We start from the raw sequence: 19,346 nt of genomic DNA, 5'->3' as shown, positions 1-19,346 counted from the left end.
GTCTAAGGGACTAGGGGAAGAAGGGAAGAAAAGAAAAAGCCTCTCCCTCTTTCCTTTCTTCCCTCTTCCTTCTTCCCTAGCCCCTAGCCCCTTCTTCACACAAAAACAGATGAAACCCAACTATCGCCGCTGCATCAGTTGCAGAAAATTAGGGCCAAAAGAAGCATTTTGGCGATTAGTCAGGCTCTATCCTTGTCATCAGGTACAATTAGATATGGGTATGGGTCGTTCTGCCTACCTGTGCCCGGAAGCAGAGTGCCTCAAAGCAGCTCAAAAAAAAAATCGACTTGGGCGATCGCTCAAAGCATCTGTGTCTAACGAAATGTACCAAACACTTTGGCAACGTTTAGCCACCCCTTCCCCACCCTCCCATACGGTGTCTGCCGGGCCCTTCACACAAACCCCATTCAGGGGTAGCGAAGAATTTCCAGCAGAGCCAGCACCAAAACCCCGATCCGATCCACCCACCAGTCTTAAAAGATTTGTGTCAGATTAGATAAGGGCAGGGTACCAACAGAGGTATGCTCAATCGGGAACAGCGAATAGCGAAAGCAAATTCCGGCTAAAACCGGGACTAAAACTTCAAAATTCACAGATTCCCACAAAGACTTGAGACAACTCTCGCGGCAGACATCAGTAGGTTGCGTCCAAACGACGGGCCCGCTGGCAGAGTGCCCGCGCCCCGATTCTTGACACTAATCTCAATAAAACGATGTTGTCATTAGAGTAGATTGCAATGTAAAAACTGGTTGGCACTGAGAGGGCTAGAGTGGATGAACAACGGCAAAGTAAGAATTTACGAGTTATCACGGGAACTAAATTTGGATAATAAAGACATCTTGGCGGTTTGTGAGGGGCTCAATATTTCAGTCAAGAGCCACAGCAGCACGATTACAGAATCAGACGCTGAACGTATTCGCAAAACAGCCGAAAAATACGTAGCCAGCCACTCTGCTCCCGGAAAGCCAGCCCCCCCTGACCGGGCTGCTTCCCCGTCTAGAGAAACTGGCCCCCGTTCTAATGACCCCAAAAAACAGCAAATTTTAGAAATACGTAGACCTAAAGTGCGCCCAGGTGCAAATTCTAAGCAGTCCGGCAATGAGGAGAACACAACCCCCCAGCCTTCAACGGCAACTCCCCCCAGACTGCCAGCTCAACAGCTCCAGCCCCCCGCCAAACCAAACATCAATCGACCTATTCCCTCAAAGCCGAGTGCTAATCCCCCTGGAGTTGCGCCCGAAAATGGCGGTGAAGACTCAGGGGAATCAAATGCGCCGGCAATTGTGCCTCTAGATGTAGTTCCCCACAACCCTCCGGCTCCGGTACAGGCGAGGGCGACAAATTCACCCCCGCCGCCGTTGCCGAAACTCTCATCTCCGCCAGTCAGACCCGATGAAAATCCGAACCGAGCCCCAGGAAATCAAGGGATTCGGCCGGTACTCAAACAGGCAAAAACTGACCAAGAGCAGTCAGAACAGGGGCAATCAGGGGATCACCCCGCCAAACCAGCCCGGCCCAGCCGCGGCCAGCGATCGCCCGGAGGTGAAGCTCCAGAAGGTTTGAGACCGCGCCGGGAAGGTTCAGCTCCCACTCGGCCGCAACCCGCTCAGGAACCAAGACGGCCGGGCCCAGGGAGAAATGCTCCCGCGATGCCAGGTGCGATCGCGCCAAATCGCCGGGGTAGTAGCAGTGACACAGCCGCTATGGGGGATGACCGCGACGAACAGGAAGAAGATACGCCCCTAGTCGAAATATCTCTGCTAGATCGGCCGACTCTGCCGCGTCCCGCGAAAAAAGCCCAGGTATGGGAAGAAGACGACGAAGAAAGTCCAGATTTCCCCGGTAAGGCAGCCAAAGTTGCAGCCAAGGGCAAACGCACTCGCGTTAAACCACCGATCGATGAAGACGACGATGACAACGAGAATGGTCTGGAAATGCCAGAACCAATCGTGGTCAGCCTTTCCTTAGCGAGACCTTCTAAGCCCAAAGGCTTCGCAGCGCCTAAAGCAGCCGCTCCTGTGGCAGCATTAGTCGGCCCATCCTCTGCCAAAAATAAAAAACCGGGAGCACCACGAGACTCTAGTAGTTCCGAGCGCGGTCAAAGCCGAGGGAACCGCCGCCAAGCGACGGAAGTTAAGGCAGAACGCCCAGAAAAACTGGTACTCAGCGGGCCGATGACTGTTCAAGAACTGGCCCTCGCCCTTGCCGTTGCTGAAACTGAAATTATTAGGCGGCTGTTCTCTAAAGGAATGGCAGTCAGCATCACGGAAACTCTTGACATTTCCGCGATTCACGTCGTCGCTGAAGAGTTGGGTATCCCGGTGGAAACCGCCGAGAAAGAAGCCGAAGCCAAGAAAGTAATTGAAATGCTTTCTGAGGAAGATTTGGACAACCTGCAACGCCGTCCGCCGGTAGTGACGATCATGGGTCACGTAGATCACGGCAAAACTACTTTGCTCGACTCGATTCGCAAAACGAAGGTGGCTCAGGGAGAAGCAGGAGGTATTACCCAACACATCGGTGCTTATCACGTAGACGTGGAACACGAAGGCAAGATGCAGCAGGTAGTATTCTTGGATACTCCTGGTCACGAAGCTTTCACGGCTATGCGGGCGCGCGGGGCACGGGTGACAGATATCGCCGTGCTGGTGGTGGCGGCTGACGATGGGGTAAGACCTCAGACGATTGAAGCGATCAGCCACGCCAAAGCTGCCGAAGTGCCAATTGTTGTGGCAATTAACAAAGTAGACAAGGAAGGCGCTCAACCGGAGCGCGTCAAGCAGGAACTCACCCAGTACGGCTTGGTTGCAGAAGACTGGGGTGGGGACACGATTATGGTGCCCGTCAGTGCTATCCAAGGGGAAAACCTGGATACGCTCTTGGAGATGATTCTCCTGGTATCAGAAGTTGCCGACCTCCATGCCAACCCGAACCGTGCTGCTAAGGGAACGGTGATTGAAGCTAACCTCGATAAGGCAAGAGGGCCAGTGGCGACGCTGCTGGTACAAAATGGCACGCTGCGGGTAGGAGATATTGTTGTTGCCGGCTCCGCTTTGGGTAAGGTGCGGGCGATGATTGATGACCGAGGTAAGCGCGTAGAGGCCGCTGGCCCGTCCTTTGCAGTGGAAATCTTGGGTCTGCGAGATGTTCCCCGTGCTGGGGATGAGTTCGATGTCTTCCAAAATGAAAAGGAAGCTGCTGCGATCGCGGGAGCGAGAGTAGATCGAGCCAGAGAATCTCGTCTCCTGCAAGGACGGATCAGTCTCAGCGGTTTCTCCCAACAGGCCAAGGAAGGAGAACTCAAGGAACTCAATTTGATCCTCAAGGGAGATGTCCAAGGGTCAGTCGAGGCGATCGTGGGAGCCCTGCGACAACTACCTCAGAAAGAAGTGCAGCTTAGATTGCTACTAGCTGCACCTGGAGAAGTTACGGAGACAGACGTTGACCTCGCCGCAGCCAGTGCAGCCGTGATTATTGGCTTCAACACTACCCTCGCCGCCGGTGCGCGTCAAGCTGCCGATCGCGAAGGTGTAGATGTCCGGGAGTACAACATCATCTACAACCTCTTGGACGATGTTCAAGGGGCAATGGAAGGTCTGCTGGAACCGGAACTGGTAGAAGAACCTCTAGGCCAAGTGGAAGTCAGAACTGTGTTCCCGATCAGTCGCGGGGCTGTGGCTGGCTGTTATGTCCTTTCTGGCAAAATTATTCGCAACTGTAAGGTGCGGGTACGCCGAGGCTCTAATATCCTCCATGAAGGCATTCTGGATTCCCTCAAGCGGATGAAGGAAGATGTTAAGGAAGTCAACGCAGGCTATGAATGCGGTATTTCTCTTAATGCCTTTAACAGTTGGGTGGAAGGCGACATTATTGAAGCCTACCGTATGGTGACGAAGCGACGGACGCTTTCTCAATAGTGAGGAGTGATGAGTTTTGAGTTTTGAGTGGGAACAGGAGTTAGGAGTTTTGAGCATGAACTCGCGATCGCAACTCTTCTGTTTAACTCAAAATTCAAAACTCAAAACTCAAAACTTTTAACTCTCAAAAATACGGTTTGAGGCTGAGAAATCCCTCAAATCCACCCTTTGTAGCATCTGATACAGCAATATTCTTAACAATGCCAATAGAGGCGATCGCATTAAAATTCCTGGGTAAAGAAGAGTCAGGACTCATTTCTGAATAATAATTTTATTGCAGATTTTTGTTGTATAATTTTTTTAGATAGGCTAAGTCAAGGCTATCGTTTAAGTCCAGACAAGCGATTGAAATTAAAGCTATGGTTAATTCTGCATCTACTCCTCAAGAATATCAAGCTCCATCGCTAGGCCAACTTCGCGAAGATTCGGAAATGTGGGAAAGCTTGAAACAAGCAAGTGCGGCAAGTTCTGGGTTTCAACGGTGGCAGCTAGAACGCGATATTGAGCAGCATCCAGAAACTGTCACTCTTGATCAACAAGTTCGCAGCTATCTGCGAGAAACTTTAGAAACTTTGGCTTACTAAATTTAGCAAACACAGCTTTAAACTGGTAAAAATATCATAATTAGGACTTACCTAAATCTATTTGTAGCGCCGCCGTATCAGTGGTAATTTGAGAGCGCCCGTCGGCGGCCTTAAGAAGCGCAATCCGTAAGTCCTGATAATTTTATTGGATTCCTTAGCCGTAAGCAAAAAAAACTATGCTAAACAGATAGCAATCTTATTTGATTTCGTCTGCTATATCTATTAATTTCATAAATTAATCACCGCGCCTAATACTAAATCCTGGTTTATTACCCCTTCGATCGCTCGGCGGTTGAACACGCTACTATACAAACAAAGTCCGCCTGGACTGACTAAAGCGTATCGTAGCAGTATCGTTCTCTCCTAGATAACTAAATCCTTCTTCCTTCTCTCCTAGATAACTAAATTTTTCTTCCTTCTTCCTTCTTCCTTCTTCCTTCAGCTATACATAATCTTATGCAAAAATTTAACATTGGCTGTCAACTCAAATATACTCTTGTTCAACCCACAACAATGATATTTAATATTCAGGCAGTCAAGACTAACAGTCAAAAAATTTTACACGACGAACTAAAGTTAGAGCCACCGCTAAAAGTCGAGGAATATATTAGCCCTCTAGAGGGGAACCGCTACATCCGCGTAAATGCAACACCGGGAGATTTAGAAATTGGGTATCGGGCAGTGGTAGAATTATCCCACTTTTATGCTGACGATCAAGCGATCGCAGAAATCGCACCCGCTAATTTGCCTGCGGAAACCTTCTATTTCCTCTATCCTAGCCGCTACTGCCAGTCAGATTTAATGGCGGGATTGGCTGAGTCTGAGTTTGGAGAGTTACAGCCTGGATATTCGAGAGTAATGGCTATTTGTGATTGGATTTATGATAAAGTAAAATACTTGTCTGGGAGTACAAATTCGCAGACTTCCGCTTACGATACTGCAACTGAAAGAGCCGGCGTATGCCGCGATTTCGCCCATTTAGGAATTGCTTTTTGTCGAGCATTAAATATACCTGCTCGTTTTGTCTCAGCTTATGCTTATAAGCTGGAACCGCCGGATTTTCACGCTTGTTTTGAAGCTTACCTCGGCGATCGCTGGTATTTGTTCGATGCGACGCGGCTTGTACCTCTGAGTGGCATTATCCGCATTGGTACGGGTAGGGATGCCGCAGATGTATCTTTTGGGACTCTCTTTGGTACGGTAGAGATGAAAGAGATGAGGGTATTTGCGGAAGTGGCGGAAGGTAACGCCCAGCAGGATGATTCCCAGGGTAGAGGAAATGCGATCGCTATTGCTTAACATTATATCCTTGTAAACTGCGGTTAGTGCAGTTCAATTTCAAAGAAGGGGTTTCCACGTTATTTCTTATGAAACCAAAAATAACTAACGCGATCGCGTGGCAGCAGGCTGAACTATTAATGCAGCCAGCCTTGATCCGACTGATCGATAACATTCGCAAACAGTTAGATGAATCAGCCTGGAAAGGTACTTATCAAGAGGTGCAGCTCCCAGTGCCCGGCTATCAGTTATGCTTAGAACATCAAGACCAAAAAATGTGCGTTGATTTGTGGGAACTTTGTTATCAAGTTTGCTTTAGCAACTACACTCTTACCCACGTAAAAAACCAAAGTGTAGAAGTTGAGATAGACACCAGTCTGATTGAGGAAACTGGTAACGTTGATTGGAACCGCCTTGAGGCAAAAGCCAGTCAATTAGTACAGGATATGTTTGCACAATTGCCTAGTTAATTGTTAACTGTTAACTGTTAACGGCTAACTGTTAATGGCTGAATAATTTAATCTGTTTAATTAAATTTATGATTCAAGAATTGCGCGACATTCAAGCATCCGCAGGTGCAGAATTTATTTCCTCAGTTACCCAGGTAAATGTCCCTGTTAGTTTTGGCAATGATGCTGAGGCTATTCTAGCATCCCGCCAAGGCGTTATCTTGTGCGATCGCACTCACTGGGGACGGCTAGAAGTTTCAGGTGAAGACCGCCTCCGCTTCTTACATAACCAAAGTACCAACAATTTCAATATCCTGCAACCGGGACAAGGCTGTGACACCGTTTTTGTCACCTCTACCGCCCGGACAATCGATCTTGCCACCGCGATTATTACAGAAAATAAAGTTCTGTTGCTAGTTTCCCCTAACCGCCGTCAAAAACTCTTAGAGTTGCTAGATCGATATATTTTCCCAATGGATAAAGTGGAACTTAAAGATGTAACTGATGCTACTGCTACCTTTAATCTGATTGGGCCCCATAGTAATAAACTATTAGATAAATTGGGGATAACGGGTATTGAAGGCAAACCTTACGGCACTCACAAACTAATAGAAAATACTGCCACTGAAAGTAGTATTCGCGTTGTTGTTGGTAGCGGTTTAGCAACTAGCGGCTATACGATTATTGTTGATGGAAACCAGGCAGCAAATCTTTGGGATAAATTAGTACAAAATGGGGCAATCCCCGCAGGCGATCGCGTGTGGGAACACCTGCGAATCGAGCAAGGAAGACCAGCTCCCGACTTTGAACTAACAGATGAATATAACCCTCTAGAAGCTCGTCTTTTACATACTATTTCTTATGATAAAGGCTGCTACATCGGTCAAGAAACAATTGCTCGTTTAAATACATATAAAGGAGTGAAACAACAGCTTTGGGGCCTTCGTTTGAGCGGTGAGGCAGAGGTGGGTGCAGCGGTGACAATTGGAGAAGAAAAAGTTGGGAAGCTAACCAGTTTTGTTGTGACTGATGATGGGCCTTTTGGTCTTGCCTATATCCGTACTAAAGCTGGCGGTGAAGGCTTGAAAGTACAGGTAGGAGAAATTGAAGGAGAAGTTGTGGATTTACCCTTTTTGTTGTCGGCAACTTAATTAAATTAAAATTGCTGTAATTTGTAAATATATCCGTAGGAGCGAAGCATTCGCGACCAGATCCGATCTATAACATACAACAGATTTTAGTCGTGAATGCTTCGCTCCTACAAAAACACAATCCTCTGACTAAGTTCTTTTTCCTTCGTCCTTTTTCCTTTTACTTACTTCCCAGTATTTGATTGTTTAACATCGGGTTCATTAGATTGTAAAGCTGCATCGAGAACTGCACGAGCATCCTCAGCTTTTGCTCTAGCTTCTCGGTACCGAACATTAGCTTGAGCAAAATTTTTAAGAACCTTGAAGCCATCTTTGAGGTTCGCAATCTCTTCAACACTTACAGCCTCATCCGTAAATAGAATATCGATCGCAGCCCGAACCTTGAGGGCTTCATCGCGAGATTCCATCACTTTTAGCTTCAAAGTAGCTAGATTACTGAGAATTTGTACAGCCTGAGTAATGCCGTCCTCTTCATCAGAACCACTATCTTCGGGTTCTTTCACCTCAATAAACTGCTTTGGTCCAAATCCCTCCTTGAGCTCCGTAGTGAGCGAGCCTGCGTCCATTAGTTCCATGAGCTGATCCATCGCTTCTTCGCGAGCTTTGACTGAATCTCTGCCCTTGACAGTCAGAATAACTTCTGGGCTTTGTGCAAGTGTGTAGCGAACCATATTTTCACAGACTGTATAGCAACAATTAAATGATATCTTATAAGAAAATGATATCAAAATGATATCAAAACTCCTTGGCTTTAGCTCAGGGATAGTTCAATTATGAATCAATAGAGCGAACAATGAAAGATAAATTTCTCAATTGGCTAAATATTTTGTTAGTAGCTAATGTATTCTTAGTCTTGCTCAGCTTTGGATGGTTTGCGATCGCAGTCTTTGGACGCTCAGTCGGGGTAAATCTCGGCTTTGACCTTTGGTATTCACTGTGGCAGCCCTTATTTACACCAGCAATTGGCATTCTTATGGGAGGAGCGATTCTTAGCGGTATAGTTAGCCAAATTTCTAAACGCCTCAACCCTAAGTAATATCAACTCTACTTCAAATCTCAGATTAATTAATTGTAACTGATGTCAAACTCCACTAACTTTCAAAGCGAAAGTAAAGTTTTTGAAGGAGATTCGTGTGCCTATTACAATGCTGTTCAAGGATGTCCGCCGCGAGCAACTCTCTTCCTCTCTTCTCCTCTTCCCTTTCTTTCCCTAGCCCCTCGCCCTGAGCATCGGAGCATTGTAACCGCCAGGGCGGTTGCTATAGTAGCTCGGAAACTATAACCCGTAGCTCCCCAAAGTCTTAATTACTTACTGTTGCCAACCAATCAAAGATTGTATTTAACTGTTCCAAACTCACCAACCCATACTGCCAAAGAATCATCGGCAATTGGCTAACATCCCGATCTCCATGTCGGAGAGCGATCGCGATCGCAGCCATCGGAATCGCCAATTCCCCCCGTAAAAAATTAATCAATTGAGCCTCTGTTGTAGATTTCATAGTAAGTTTTCCGCCGTTTTGTAAATTGATGTAACAAAATAAGTTTAATTAGAAACTAACTGAATTTAATTTTAATACTAACTGTGTAACTCTCTGTGATAAAAAACTGTTTCATCATGTGATAAAGTAAAGCTAAAGGCGTGATCCCGGTCACAAATCGCTCACTTATAAAAAATTCTTGGATCTCATATAAAGCAAAGCTCCCCTATTTCCAGGGAGCTCTCCTCAAACCAAACTTCCAAAATTGCATAAACACCACCTAAAATTGGCTGAGATTGCTAAAGCCCTAACTGAAGCTGAACCGACGCATCAGAGCCATTATTACTTTGATTGGCAGGTAAAGGACTTCCTTGACGCTGAGCATCGGAAGGACTGGTAACAACATCTACATCCTGACCCAGCTTGATGCGAAACTCATCCCCCAAACTCTCACCATTACCAGTAGAATTCCTCCTGTTTTCTGGTTGAGAGATAAAATTTTGGTAATCAGAATCTAGGGTTCTTCCCTCAACCGTCCTCAGCGAATCCCCCGATAAAGTCGGTTCAGCAATTTGGCTTAATTGCGGCACAGTTTCTTGTGCTTGAGCAGCAGGCATCAAAGCCAGCAAAATCGCACTCAGTTGCAGAGTAGTGATAACTTTATTCATCATCAATTTCTCCTATTTACATCCTGTATAGCTAGGGGCTAGGGACTAGGGGAAGAAGGGAATAGAATCAAGGGTTTCAAGAACCCAGAATGTCCTAACCACCTTGCGGTTGCTATAGATTAATTATAGCTAGGCACAAATAAACTGACATCTATCAAAAGTTGTTATGTTTTGGAATTGGTAAGTGAATTAATATTCAGGTTTTAAATGTGTAAAAACTTACCAACAAATCACTCATCAGTTAAATCCGTTACCAACTCAGTTATCAAACCACCTACCAAGGACTACCAATCATCGTAAAAGAAGCCCAGTAATAAGGATGTGATAAATTCCCTACAACTTGCCCCTCACTTGATGGCAAATTAACAGCCTCTCCTCCGCGACTGGTACTCCGCAACTGCCCTCCCTCCACGCGCAAATCGCCCTCAATCATCGCAATTTGCGCCTGTCTCAAAGCCTCCGCCTTTACAGTCAACCCTTGCAAACTCAACTGGCGATAAAACTCACTCATCAACCCCAAAGTACCAGCATCATCAACTTGCCATAAACTCGCCAATACCGACTTAACGCCTGACTGCACTGCCAAACCTGCAAAACCTAACTCCGCATCTTGACTACCAAAAGCCGTCTCGCAAGCACTCAAAACCAATAACTCTAACCGCTGCTTTCCTAACTCCCGCAACTGCTCAAACCGCAGTTTTCCATCCCACATTTGAATATAAGAATTACTAGGCATACTTGGGTCAAAAGAGCCATGAGTTGCTAAGTGAATAATTCCAAATTGTCCCCTAGATTGTTGTGCCTTGAGATTATCTAAAGTAAACTCTTGATTTAAGAAAGAACGACCGCCCCGATCTTGCGTAATTGTAGATAACTCCACAGGTACAGCAGGCAAAGGTACAACTTGCGGGTCTTTAAATTGCGAAGCACCCATTGCTAGAACCGAGAAATTATTAATATTTTGATAGCTTGTATCAGTCAAATTAATACTGGGAATCAAACCGAGACTATACTTTTGCACTAAAAATTGTTTCCCATCGTGGAGAGCAGCCAAAGGCAAACTCCGCATTCCTGGATCTAGAGAAAATGCCAGAGTATCTATTTTCTGCTTTTCTAACTCTTCAGCTAAAGGTGCAATTAACCACTGATAAAGTTGTTGAGAAGCACTTAAATAACTGTTGGCGCTACTTTCATCGGGACGGTGGCTCACTCCACCAATTAACTTTTGTACCTGTCGCCGTAGTGCATCGCTATTCGCAGCAGGTATACTTTTAAATACCGGCTTACCATTGGGAGTTAGCAACACTAATTCTAACTGCTCAGGGCGAGATACAACATAAATTACGGCTGGCTTTTTCCCCGTTTGCTGTGCAATTGTAGTGAGAGATGCTTGGATATTATGACCGTTCAATGGTTTAACATTAACGGCAAATTGATTCCCAATTTCCTGACTGCGAATTTGCTCTATTTGTACGATCGAAGCGTAGGTATCAGTTATTTGTTGACTGTTAACTTTGGCTTGCTGACTGTGAACAGGTAAACCAGGATTTTCCACCTTTGTTTCATCATTCAAAACCCGGAAATACTGGGCAGTTTTTACATGGACACTACCAGTGTTACCACTTTTACTTCCAGCATTAATCGATTCCACTGCAATGCCACCATTTTTACTGGTGAGACTGATATCTCCTCCACGCTCAAAGCCAAAGGAAATAACTGAACCTGCGCTGATATGACCAGCAGCATTGACATTAATATTACCTGAACGTTCATGCACTCTGGCAGATGAATTTAGGATGCCAACGGTGACATTTCCAGTTTGACTTGTCAAGCGAATATCACCGGCATTGGCAGTAATATTTCCCGTTTGGATGTCACCACCTGTAGTAATATCAACACCATTGGGAGCTGTTGTTTGTACTTCACCAAGAGTAGTTTTACCAACACCTACTGACTGCTGCACGCTTCCCGCTGCAATAACTGCATCAGCTTGTACGTTGTTAGCACTTTCGATGGAAAGATTCCCTAGTTGTTGATTTTCGCCAGTACCTACCGCACCTTTAAAGGTAATATTGCCTGTCCCAGCATTTAATGCCAGGTTATGAGCTGCATTTTCTTTACTGTTTAATGTCGAGGAAATCGCAATATTCCCGCCACTTTCACCCGTTTTCAAAGAAACATCATTGGTGAGAGTAACTGCACTATTAATATTAATATCGCTATTGTTAGTCGTAATATTGGCATTCAGCGTCGTTGACTGTGCATTTATAGTCACAGAGGCATCATCTTTGGCAATAATTTCCCCTTGAACTGCCACAGTTCCGCCAGGCGACTGTAAGGTTAGGGGGTCATTTACTTGCACCGCATTGACAGTAATTGCACCTCTACCTTCTAATCTACCAATTGTAATTGCTTTGAAGCCGTTATCCAAAGCTGCCAGATCTGAATTTTCCAGATTTAGGGTATTGGGAATATTTTGTGCTATACCACCAATTTGTATGGCTTGTTCTGCCGTCCTTGGCGCAATCAAGATCGAGCCGCCAGCGCTGGAAATCGAACTTTCTCCACCCCTGAAACTAATATCATTCCCAGTCAGGTTAATAGCTCCACCACTGGCATTTATTTTACCAATTGTTAAATTTTGACCGGAAATACTCAGTGCGGCTCCATTGGTTAAAATTGCCGATTGAGGGTTACTTGTAGAAAATGAGCCAATGCCATTGCTATCAGCATCGGCGACAAATGTCATCGATCTTGCCTCACCATTAGGATTTAAATTGATAGGTCTTTCTGCTAAATTGTTAATAGTAATATCGTTATTAGCATTGATGACCACATCAGCATTAGCGGTTATATTTTCCAGTGTTGTTTGAGGAATTATCAATTTTTGGCTGTCAATTAATTGTTGGCTATCGGTTGAATCGGGCGCAACTACAATATTTTCCGCATTAAGCTGGATGCTGCCAGTATTGCCGTTGGTAGCGCTTAAATCTACAGTGCCGACGAAAGTACCACTACCTGAAATTTCAACAGTGCCACCGTCACCTGAATTGCTGCCACCGCGTGCGCTAATTTGCCCCTTAAAATCAGTTGTTGCTAAACCTCCCCATCGACCGATTATGATGTCACCGCCATTACCATTAACTCCACCGTTAGCGGCAATCTCAGAATCGCTACTGACATGAATTTCTGGTGCATTTAAAAATTCTGAATTAGTAGTTATTTTCCCATTGCCGATTTTGACTGTACCGCCGCCATTAATACCTGAAACGTCAATTTTGGCACTATTGAGGAAAATGCGATCGCCCAAAATTTCAACGGTTCCTCCCATGTGTAAAGTTGGCGCTCGATCTGAACTGGAAGCATCTATATTACCAGCCACAATTACCGCCCCCTCCTGCACAGGCATCCCACCTGTGAGTACCACTTGCCCGTCAGTATTGACTGATATTCCTGTTGCATGGCTGCTACTTCCACCTGTCAACATTTGTGGCAAAGAAAGTGGCATAAAATTTCTGGCATCAGGAGTTAAAATTCCTGATTCTGCCGACAGAGGTGCAATTTCTAAATTTAGCAGCCGCCCATCTTGGCTAATCCGTACTATTTTCTCGCCGGAAACAGCAGCTAAAGTAATAGTGCCACCGGGTGCTTCCAAAGTGCCGATACTGATTACAGTACCGCCGATCAAGGTTATATTCTGACCTGCTTCGACTGTCAAATTGCCAGCATTAACAATCGCCGCTGGATCGGAATTTGGGAAAGCAAAAGCACTCGGTGTTCCCAGTAAATTTGAGTAATTGTTAGCCCCAAAAGCCTGAAACCAGTTGTCACCAAATCCAATGCCGCTGGCTGTGGTAGCGGTAAAAGAAGCTGGTACATTCAGTTGAGCATTCTGCCCAAATACAATCCCGGCTGGATTGACTAAGAATAAGTTAGAATTACCTCCTGTAAGTTGAATTAAGCCATTAATAACTGAGGCTTCTCCGCCAGTGACGCGAGCTAAAATATTTCTAATCGTGTCATTGGAAAGAAAGTTTGCAATCTGACCTTGAGAGAGACCGAATCGCTGGAAACTGTGAAACAGATTCGAGCCATCTCTAGATAATTGACCCCCGCTAATGTTGAAGCGATTTCCTTCAGGGGTAACGGTAGTGTTCGTACCGTCTGCTGCTGGCACAATAGGCTGAGCCTGTACTAAAGATGGCAGCAAACAAGAGGCAAGAGGTAATAGAAAAGAGGATTTCTTGCCAAGATCCCACAACCGATAGCCACCATTCTCTTGTTTTTTAAAGGTTTTATTGGGGGCTGGAAACGTTGTTACTAGCAGATAAATATGACGTTCAGGTTTCATCGCTTTCAACCTTATATATTGCCGAGGAATTTCCTAAGCCTCTAGCAGGTATTAGTCTGTTTTTACTCACTCATCACCACAGGACTTACCGACGGATCGCAAAAAATCAAAGTTTGGGTTTGCTTCGCTTCGTAAGCGCTACCCGCAGGCACTTGCCTTTGCAACGGAAAATGGTAGTTTTGCGTAAGCCCTAGACCAATGAGTAATGACATTCAAAGAGTGATACCAATAGCCTAACCAAGTAAAGTTTGAAATCACAGGTAGCCTGAGACTTCAACAAATAACTTTCTCTTTTGACCGATCGCATTCAGCAAGAAGGAGTAGATAATTTGCAGTTTCTTGCTAGGGAGATTTTGAGTATCACTGACTTGGTAGATGTCGTGCCGTTTAACTCTTCTGCCGCCCGTGCCTGGATCGGGCAGAAGTAACTAGCAATTTGGGTTAAACCTTGATGCTGGAAGTCTGAACCCACGCGATCGCTTTCCTTCGCTATTTTTTGGCGCAGGTGTTCGATGTGCTTTTCAAGTTCATGCTTACGTCATGGGAAAAGCACAGCGAGAGATGCAAACTCAATGCCCTGTATAGCTCCTGATTTGTCCCTTACTCGTTTCTTCTGGATTTCGAGTTGTTACTTTTTACTGTAGATGCCAAAAAATTTTTTCTCTGCCTAGCGACCGAACGACACCCTTAACATATTTACAATTACCCTGGATGGGGGGTGTAACCCCACAGCCATTGTATCCCACTTCCCTATCTAGGGGGAAACAAATTCTCGATAGATTTAAGTTTTATAAAAATTTTTTATTACCCTCTATGTATTTCACCCCTCATCATGTAGAATCTTTTTATATACACGGATAGATGTCAAAGCTTAGAGTAACAGCTATGCCATACAAGCACAGCTATAAAATTCGCGTTTGACCCAAGCAAAAGCTTTCCTTTGCTTATGTGCTCAAGGATGTGGTCTTTCAGCAGACAAAGGTTCAAGCTCTGAGAGGATAAGATCAGGGGGCATCCAGCCGTAATTTGGAGAAAAAAGCGATGGATTCCCAAAATCAGACAAATTGGATTAAAAAGCTCACTGGTGCTGTAGCTGCTCTTGGTGTCAGCGCCCTGATTACTGTACCGGTGTTGGCGCAGTTCAACTACTCCGCCAGTATCTTTAACCCTTCTGGTGGTACAAGCCGCAGCGTTGACGGTACGATTGCTGGCGAACTGGATTCGGCAATCAAGTATTACCGAGACTTCCAAGCCTTTGCTGAGGCTGTGAAAAAGGCTGGTTTAACTGACAACTTCCGTGTAAAAGACCAAGCAGACCCCAATAAGGTGCTGTTTACTGTTTTTGTACCAACAGATGAAGCGTTTGCAGCTTTACCTGCGGACATCCGGGAGAAGTTGTTTAAACCAGAGAATAAGGACAAATTGGCTAAGGTGCTGAACTACCACGTAGTTGCGGGTCAAGTTACGGCCAAGGAAATAGAGGCCGGTGTGGTGCAAACTGCCGCAGGTATGCCCGTGAAAATTCAGCTTAATGAGACTGGCGATAAAGTGACGCTGAATGACGCTAGCGTAATACAGTCGTCTCGCCGCACTGCCAATGGGGTGATTGTGTTAGTTGATAAGGTGCTTTTGCCTCCTGACTTGTTCTAAGTTAAGCAGCAGGCTAATTTCTGAGTTTGTAAAGGCGCGATTCTACCGCGCCTTTTAGTTTTTAGTAGGTTAGAGGTTAGGGAAAAAGGGGCTGAGGCGTGTTTTCTTGCGTTGTTGTATTCTGGAAAATAGCGATCGCCAGCTCTTAACGCTCATGAAGCCTTGGAGACTTAAGTAACTAACAGTGGGAAAAGTTAAAACCGCCGATCGCGATCGCGCCTACATTCTGTTGCGATCGTAGTTTCAAAATATCCCTAGTCCTGCCAAACCAGTTATATCCTTCGCTTAGTTTGGGTGAATAGCCAAATTTAATTAATCCTTTCGACAATTAATCTACTCAGCTTGTCGATCTGGGAAACTGGGGGTTAGGTCTTTTTCAAAAAAGGGATGCTCCCCAAACAACTAACCACCAACAACTAACCCTTAACATTAATGAAACTCACCCGCATTGACCTCAACTCTTGGATCTTACAAATCGCAAACCAAACAATCTTAATAGATCCCTGGCTAGTCGATCCTCTAGTATTTTACGGTCAACCCTGGTTATTTAGCGCCGATCGCGTCCAGCCCCCAGCCTTTACGCCGGATACTTTACCAGCAATCGACTTAATTCTCATTAGTCAAGGTCTAGACGATCACTGTCACAAACCTACTTTAAAACAACTCGATCGCACCATTCCTGCTGTTGCCTCTCCTACTGCTACCAAAGTCCTCAGTAGTTTAGGTTATAAAAGTATCGCATCTTTGTCAAATTGGCAAGAGTTTATCCAAGATAAATTACAAATTATCGCCGTTCCCGGAGCAGAAATCCAACCGGGCCAGGTAGAAAACGGCTATTTGCTTAAAGACTTAACTACCGACGAGACAATTTATTACGAACCGCACTTTTCACCATTTAAGGGAATAAAAGAGCGACTAGGAAGAATTGATGTCGCGATCGCACCTGTCATCGGTCAAATCTTCCCACTTCTAGGACAAATTATCATGGGCCCAACAGAAGCCCTCAACCTCGCCCAAACCTTAAAACCTAGATATTTCGTACCCACTGCCCTCGGCGACATTCGAGCCAGCGGTATTTTACCAATGTTAATTAAGACAATTGGCAGCGTAGAAGAATTTCGCGATCGCCTCGCCGCCTCTGAACTCCCCACCCAACTGCTAACCCCCGCCCCAGGCGAAACCCTCGAATTTTCACCCTTAAACAAGCCAGTATCCACATGAAATCTAGGGTTTAAGATAGCCTAACTACCTTAGCCATTACAGAAAATTGTAATGACAGAAAATTGTAGTTAAGTGCGTAAGTCTTGCCCTATTTAAGCACTCCAGTTTCCGGATCGAAGATTAGCGATCGGTAACTGGTAATGGGTAATTAGCAATTAGCAATTAGCCATTAGCAATTAGCCATTAGCAATTAGCAACTAGCCATTACCCATTAACAAAACCCTACCTTGGCGGTCGGCGATTTCGGAGAAACTCAGGAATATCCAATCCCGCCGGCACTTTCGGATCGGGTGTCGGAGTAGCAGCAGGACTAGAAGTATTAGACCGACGTACCCCAATCTCCTTAACCGTTGGCACCGAGAGCACCTCGCCCGAAAAACCAGTAGCAATCACAGTAATCTTGATTTCGCCTTGAAGTCGCTCATCAATTACTGCCCCAAAAATAATATTGGCATTAGGATCGACTACCTCATAAATCGTCTCAGCCGCTGCATTCACCTCATGGAGAGTCATATCAGTACCGCCAGTAATGTTGAAAACAACACCCCGTGCGCCCTCAATCGACGAAGCCTCCAACAAAGGCGAAGAAATAGCCTGCATCGCCGCTTCACGAGCCCGTGACTTTCCAGATCCCAAACCAATACCCATCAAAGCCGAACCAGCATCCGCCATTACAGCACGGACATCAGCAAAGTCAACATTGACCAAGCCCGGAACCGTAATAATGTCAGAGATGCCCTGTACCCCTTGCCGCAGAATATCGTCCGCAACACGGAAAGCTTCTTGAACAGGCATTTGTTCAGAAATCACAGACAAAAGCTTATCATTCGGGATGACGATCAGCGTATCCACGCGGCTTTGCAGAGCAGCAATGCCCTCATCCGCTTGGCTGGTACGGCGGCGACCCTCAAAAGTGAAAGGCCGCGTCACTACACCGACTGTCAGAGCTCCCATTTCCTTAGCCACCTCAGCCACAATCGGAGCCGCACCGGTACCAGTGCCGCCCCCCATACCAGCCGTGATGAAAACCAAGTCAGAATTGCTTAAAGCATTAACAATCTCATCGCGAGACTCCTCAGCCGCCTTCTGGCCAATGGCAGGATTGCCCCCCGCCCCCAGGCCACGAGTCAACTTTTGTCCTACTTGCAAGCGTTTGAGTGCATTAGACAGAGACAGAGCTTGGGCATCAGTGTTCAGCGTCCAAAACTCTACACCTGCAACTTCGCTGGCGATCATGCGGTTAACGGCATTGTTTCCACCCCCGCCGACACCAATCACTTTAATTCTTGCTGCACTACTTGGCACAATATCGCCACTCCTAGATTCTTCGCGGGGCATGGCTTTAATATCGATATTAGGATCTCCTAAATATATCCCAGACTTGCGTCCAAAGGGATTAGCAGAATCTACTGCCAGGGTAAAATTTGCTTGTTCTTCCGAATGGGTGCTGTCCTGGCCAGACCCTTGTCTATAATTAAGAGTCATTAGAATCGGGGATGATAATTGACATTCCCCGGTCTAAAGACGCGGGGATTCTTAAGGACAACTTTTTTAATGGGTGTAAATCCACAACAAAAAAGTTGATACTTAACTGTAAGCTAACTTGGGCCCGAAGCCAACGATCGCATCTACTGTTTTTCCTGCTCCGGGATATGAATCATCGGCGAAGCTGGATTTTTCAGATCGATGTAACCAATTTTGCTTGAATCCAGTTTTTTTGGCAATTGCCGCATCTTGTCCAAAACAGTAAGCTGCTCAGCCATTCGGGAACTGTAGGGCCCCAAATGTACAATACCCAGTTCCGTCGTCAAGATTAAATTTCCCGGATTTTGCCAATCAACCTCAAATACTTTCACAGGACTGCGACTAAGTGCAGAGTAAAATTGAGGCCAATAGACGCGATAGAGTTCTAAGCGGCCGATGATTTTGAGAGTAGGCATGGAGTGCGAGCTTCCTGCTCCCTTAGAGGCACTACCGCTTTCAGAGACGGTACCCGATCGCTTATCCGCAGTATAGCTCTCCAAAGGCATCCAGCCCCCATTGGCATCGAGCCAGCCAGCCTTCTGTGTTTCCTGTGTGGGTGTTAATGCCATCACAGGTTGAGCGATCGCCACAGGCAGACGTTCCTGCACTTCTACCCTCAAGGATGGGGGAAACAAATGACGAATCACCTTTGCTTTAGCGATCGGCCCAGTTGACTCCAGTTTTTTAGCCAGAGCTTGAGGCTGAATCCCCCACACAGACTGGGGATAAGACAGCGGCAACAAAGACATCACCGCACGGTCAGAAAGCCACTGATTGCCCTCAACCTTAACCTGCTCCGGTTTGGTAATCAACCAAACAGGCTGAGCGATGCCCCAGAGCAAACCTCCTGCAAAGGTACTGACTGCCAATGCTTGCCAAATTCCCTGAACCAATTTCAAGCGCCTTTGGCGGCGCAACTGGTTGCGCCTGCGCCCTAACTCCGTTTGAGAAACTGATGCAAAACTAGCCATCTACCCTTTATTCCTAGCCTCCCGTTTCCCCTAATAATTTAACCAGATCCTCGTAAAATTACCCACATTGCTAATGGCTAATTGCTAATGGCTAATTGCTAATG

At 45.8% G+C, this 19,346-nt stretch carries 19 protein-coding genes; 10 read left to right on the top strand and 9 right to left on the bottom strand.

Annotated features, from left to right (window positions below):
- Both PN499_RS25025 and infB read left to right on the top strand, forming a co-directional pair.
- The coding region (locus tag PN499_RS25025; protein ID WP_272035636.1) for a YlxR family protein at positions 1 to 496 on the top strand (496 nt) is incomplete at its 5' end.
- 277 nt (positions 497 to 773) lie between these two features.
- Positions 774 to 3,917, top strand: a complete 3,144-nt coding sequence (gene infB / locus PN499_RS25020) for a translation initiation factor IF-2 (RefSeq protein ID WP_272035634.1) — start codon at positions 774 to 776, stop codon at positions 3,915 to 3,917.
- Positions 3,918 to 4,041: 124 nt separating this feature from the next.
- Here the strand turns inward: infB and PN499_RS25015 are convergent, their stop codons facing one another.
- Positions 4,042 to 4,173 carry a hypothetical protein gene (locus PN499_RS25015; protein WP_272035632.1) on the bottom strand — a complete coding sequence of 44 codons (132 nt, stop codon included), beginning with the start codon at positions 4,171 to 4,173 and terminating at the stop codon, positions 4,042 to 4,044.
- 103 nt (positions 4,174 to 4,276) lie between these two features.
- Between PN499_RS25015 and PN499_RS25010 the strand changes: the two genes are divergently transcribed.
- From PN499_RS25010 to ygfZ, 4 genes are all read left to right on the top strand, one after another.
- Entirely contained in the window at positions 4,277 to 4,501 is a 225-nt protein-coding gene (locus tag PN499_RS25010; protein WP_007355209.1) for a hypothetical protein, read from the top strand.
- A 456-nt stretch (positions 4,502 to 4,957) separates the two neighbouring features.
- Positions 4,958 to 5,800, top strand: a complete 843-nt coding sequence (locus PN499_RS25005) for a transglutaminase-like domain-containing protein (protein WP_272035629.1) — start codon at positions 4,958 to 4,960, stop codon at positions 5,798 to 5,800.
- 68 nt (positions 5,801 to 5,868) lie between these two features.
- Positions 5,869 to 6,249, top strand: a complete 381-nt coding sequence (locus PN499_RS25000; RefSeq protein ID WP_272035627.1) for a hypothetical protein — start codon at positions 5,869 to 5,871, stop codon at positions 6,247 to 6,249.
- Positions 6,250 to 6,317: 68 nt separating this feature from the next.
- Positions 6,318 to 7,379, top strand: coding sequence for a CAF17-like 4Fe-4S cluster assembly/insertion protein YgfZ (gene ygfZ, locus PN499_RS24995; protein WP_272035626.1), 1,062 nt, complete (start codon positions 6,318 to 6,320; stop codon positions 7,377 to 7,379).
- 164 nt (positions 7,380 to 7,543) lie between these two features.
- On the opposite strand, the gene PN499_RS24990 is transcribed toward ygfZ, so the two are convergent.
- Complete coding sequence (locus tag PN499_RS24990) at positions 7,544 to 8,050, bottom strand: hypothetical protein (protein WP_272035625.1); 507 nt, start codon at positions 8,048 to 8,050, stop codon at positions 7,544 to 7,546.
- A gap of 122 nt (positions 8,051 to 8,172) precedes the next feature.
- On the opposite strand from PN499_RS24990, the gene PN499_RS24985 reads away from it, so the two are divergent.
- The gene (locus tag PN499_RS24985; RefSeq protein WP_007355203.1) at positions 8,173 to 8,415 is read left to right on the top strand and encodes a hypothetical protein; all 243 of its coding nucleotides are present in this window, start codon (positions 8,173 to 8,175) and stop codon (positions 8,413 to 8,415) included.
- Positions 8,416 to 8,680: 265 nt separating this feature from the next.
- Here PN499_RS24985 and PN499_RS24980 read toward each other — a convergent pair whose 3' ends face one another.
- The 4 genes from PN499_RS24980 to PN499_RS24965 all read right to left on the bottom strand — a co-directional run bounded on the left by PN499_RS24980 (position 8,681) and on the right by PN499_RS24965 (position 14,088).
- Positions 8,681 to 8,878, bottom strand: coding sequence for a DUF2949 domain-containing protein (locus tag PN499_RS24980; RefSeq protein WP_007355202.1), 198 nt, complete (start codon positions 8,876 to 8,878; stop codon positions 8,681 to 8,683).
- 278 nt (positions 8,879 to 9,156) lie between these two features.
- On the bottom strand, positions 9,157 to 9,528 hold the full coding sequence (locus PN499_RS24975; protein WP_272035624.1) for a hypothetical protein: 372 nt from the start codon (positions 9,526 to 9,528) through the stop codon (positions 9,157 to 9,159).
- Between the two features lie 271 nt (positions 9,529 to 9,799).
- The gene (locus tag PN499_RS24970) at positions 9,800 to 13,876 is read right to left on the bottom strand and encodes a CHAT domain-containing protein (protein WP_272035622.1); all 4,077 of its coding nucleotides are present in this window, start codon (positions 13,874 to 13,876) and stop codon (positions 9,800 to 9,802) included.
- Between the two features lie 62 nt (positions 13,877 to 13,938).
- Complete coding sequence (locus PN499_RS24965; protein WP_272035620.1) at positions 13,939 to 14,088, bottom strand: hypothetical protein; 150 nt, start codon at positions 14,086 to 14,088, stop codon at positions 13,939 to 13,941.
- Between the two features lie 81 nt (positions 14,089 to 14,169).
- Here PN499_RS24965 and PN499_RS24960 point away from each other — a divergent pair, with 81 nt between their 5' ends.
- Together PN499_RS24960 and PN499_RS24955 are read left to right on the top strand one after the other, a co-directional pair.
- Positions 14,170 to 14,304 carry a hypothetical protein gene (locus tag PN499_RS24960; RefSeq protein ID WP_272035618.1) on the top strand — a complete coding sequence of 45 codons (135 nt, stop codon included), beginning with the start codon at positions 14,170 to 14,172 and terminating at the stop codon, positions 14,302 to 14,304.
- A 613-nt stretch (positions 14,305 to 14,917) separates the two neighbouring features.
- On the top strand, positions 14,918 to 15,526 hold the full coding sequence (locus PN499_RS24955) for a fasciclin domain-containing protein (protein ID WP_272035616.1): 609 nt from the start codon (positions 14,918 to 14,920) through the stop codon (positions 15,524 to 15,526).
- Between the two features lie 178 nt (positions 15,527 to 15,704).
- On the opposite strand, the gene PN499_RS24950 is transcribed toward PN499_RS24955, so the two are convergent.
- Entirely contained in the window at positions 15,705 to 15,854 is a 150-nt protein-coding gene (locus PN499_RS24950) for a hypothetical protein (RefSeq protein ID WP_272035614.1), read from the bottom strand.
- A 104-nt stretch (positions 15,855 to 15,958) separates the two neighbouring features.
- Here PN499_RS24950 and PN499_RS24945 point away from each other — a divergent pair, with 104 nt between their 5' ends.
- Positions 15,959 to 16,747, top strand: a complete 789-nt coding sequence (locus tag PN499_RS24945; protein ID WP_272035612.1) for an MBL fold metallo-hydrolase — start codon at positions 15,959 to 15,961, stop codon at positions 16,745 to 16,747.
- 222 nt (positions 16,748 to 16,969) lie between these two features.
- Here the strand turns inward: PN499_RS24945 and ftsZ are convergent, their stop codons facing one another.
- Together ftsZ and PN499_RS24935 are read right to left on the bottom strand one after the other, a co-directional pair.
- Positions 16,970 to 18,232 carry a cell division protein FtsZ gene (ftsZ, locus tag PN499_RS24940; RefSeq protein ID WP_272035610.1) on the bottom strand — a complete coding sequence of 421 codons (1,263 nt, stop codon included), beginning with the start codon at positions 18,230 to 18,232 and terminating at the stop codon, positions 16,970 to 16,972.
- A gap of 143 nt (positions 18,233 to 18,375) precedes the next feature.
- A complete protein-coding gene (locus PN499_RS24935) occupies positions 18,376 to 19,242 on the bottom strand; it encodes a cell division protein FtsQ/DivIB (RefSeq protein WP_272035608.1) in 867 nt (288 codons plus the stop codon).
- Between the last annotated feature and the right edge of the window lie 104 nt (positions 19,243 to 19,346).

The organism is Kamptonema animale CS-326, from assembly GCF_028330895.1.
Classification (GTDB): domain Bacteria; phylum Cyanobacteriota; class Cyanobacteriia; order Cyanobacteriales; family Microcoleaceae; genus Kamptonema; species Kamptonema formosum.
Note: the sequence above shows the minus strand (reverse complement) of the source record. Positions and strands in the feature narration are given on the sequence as shown.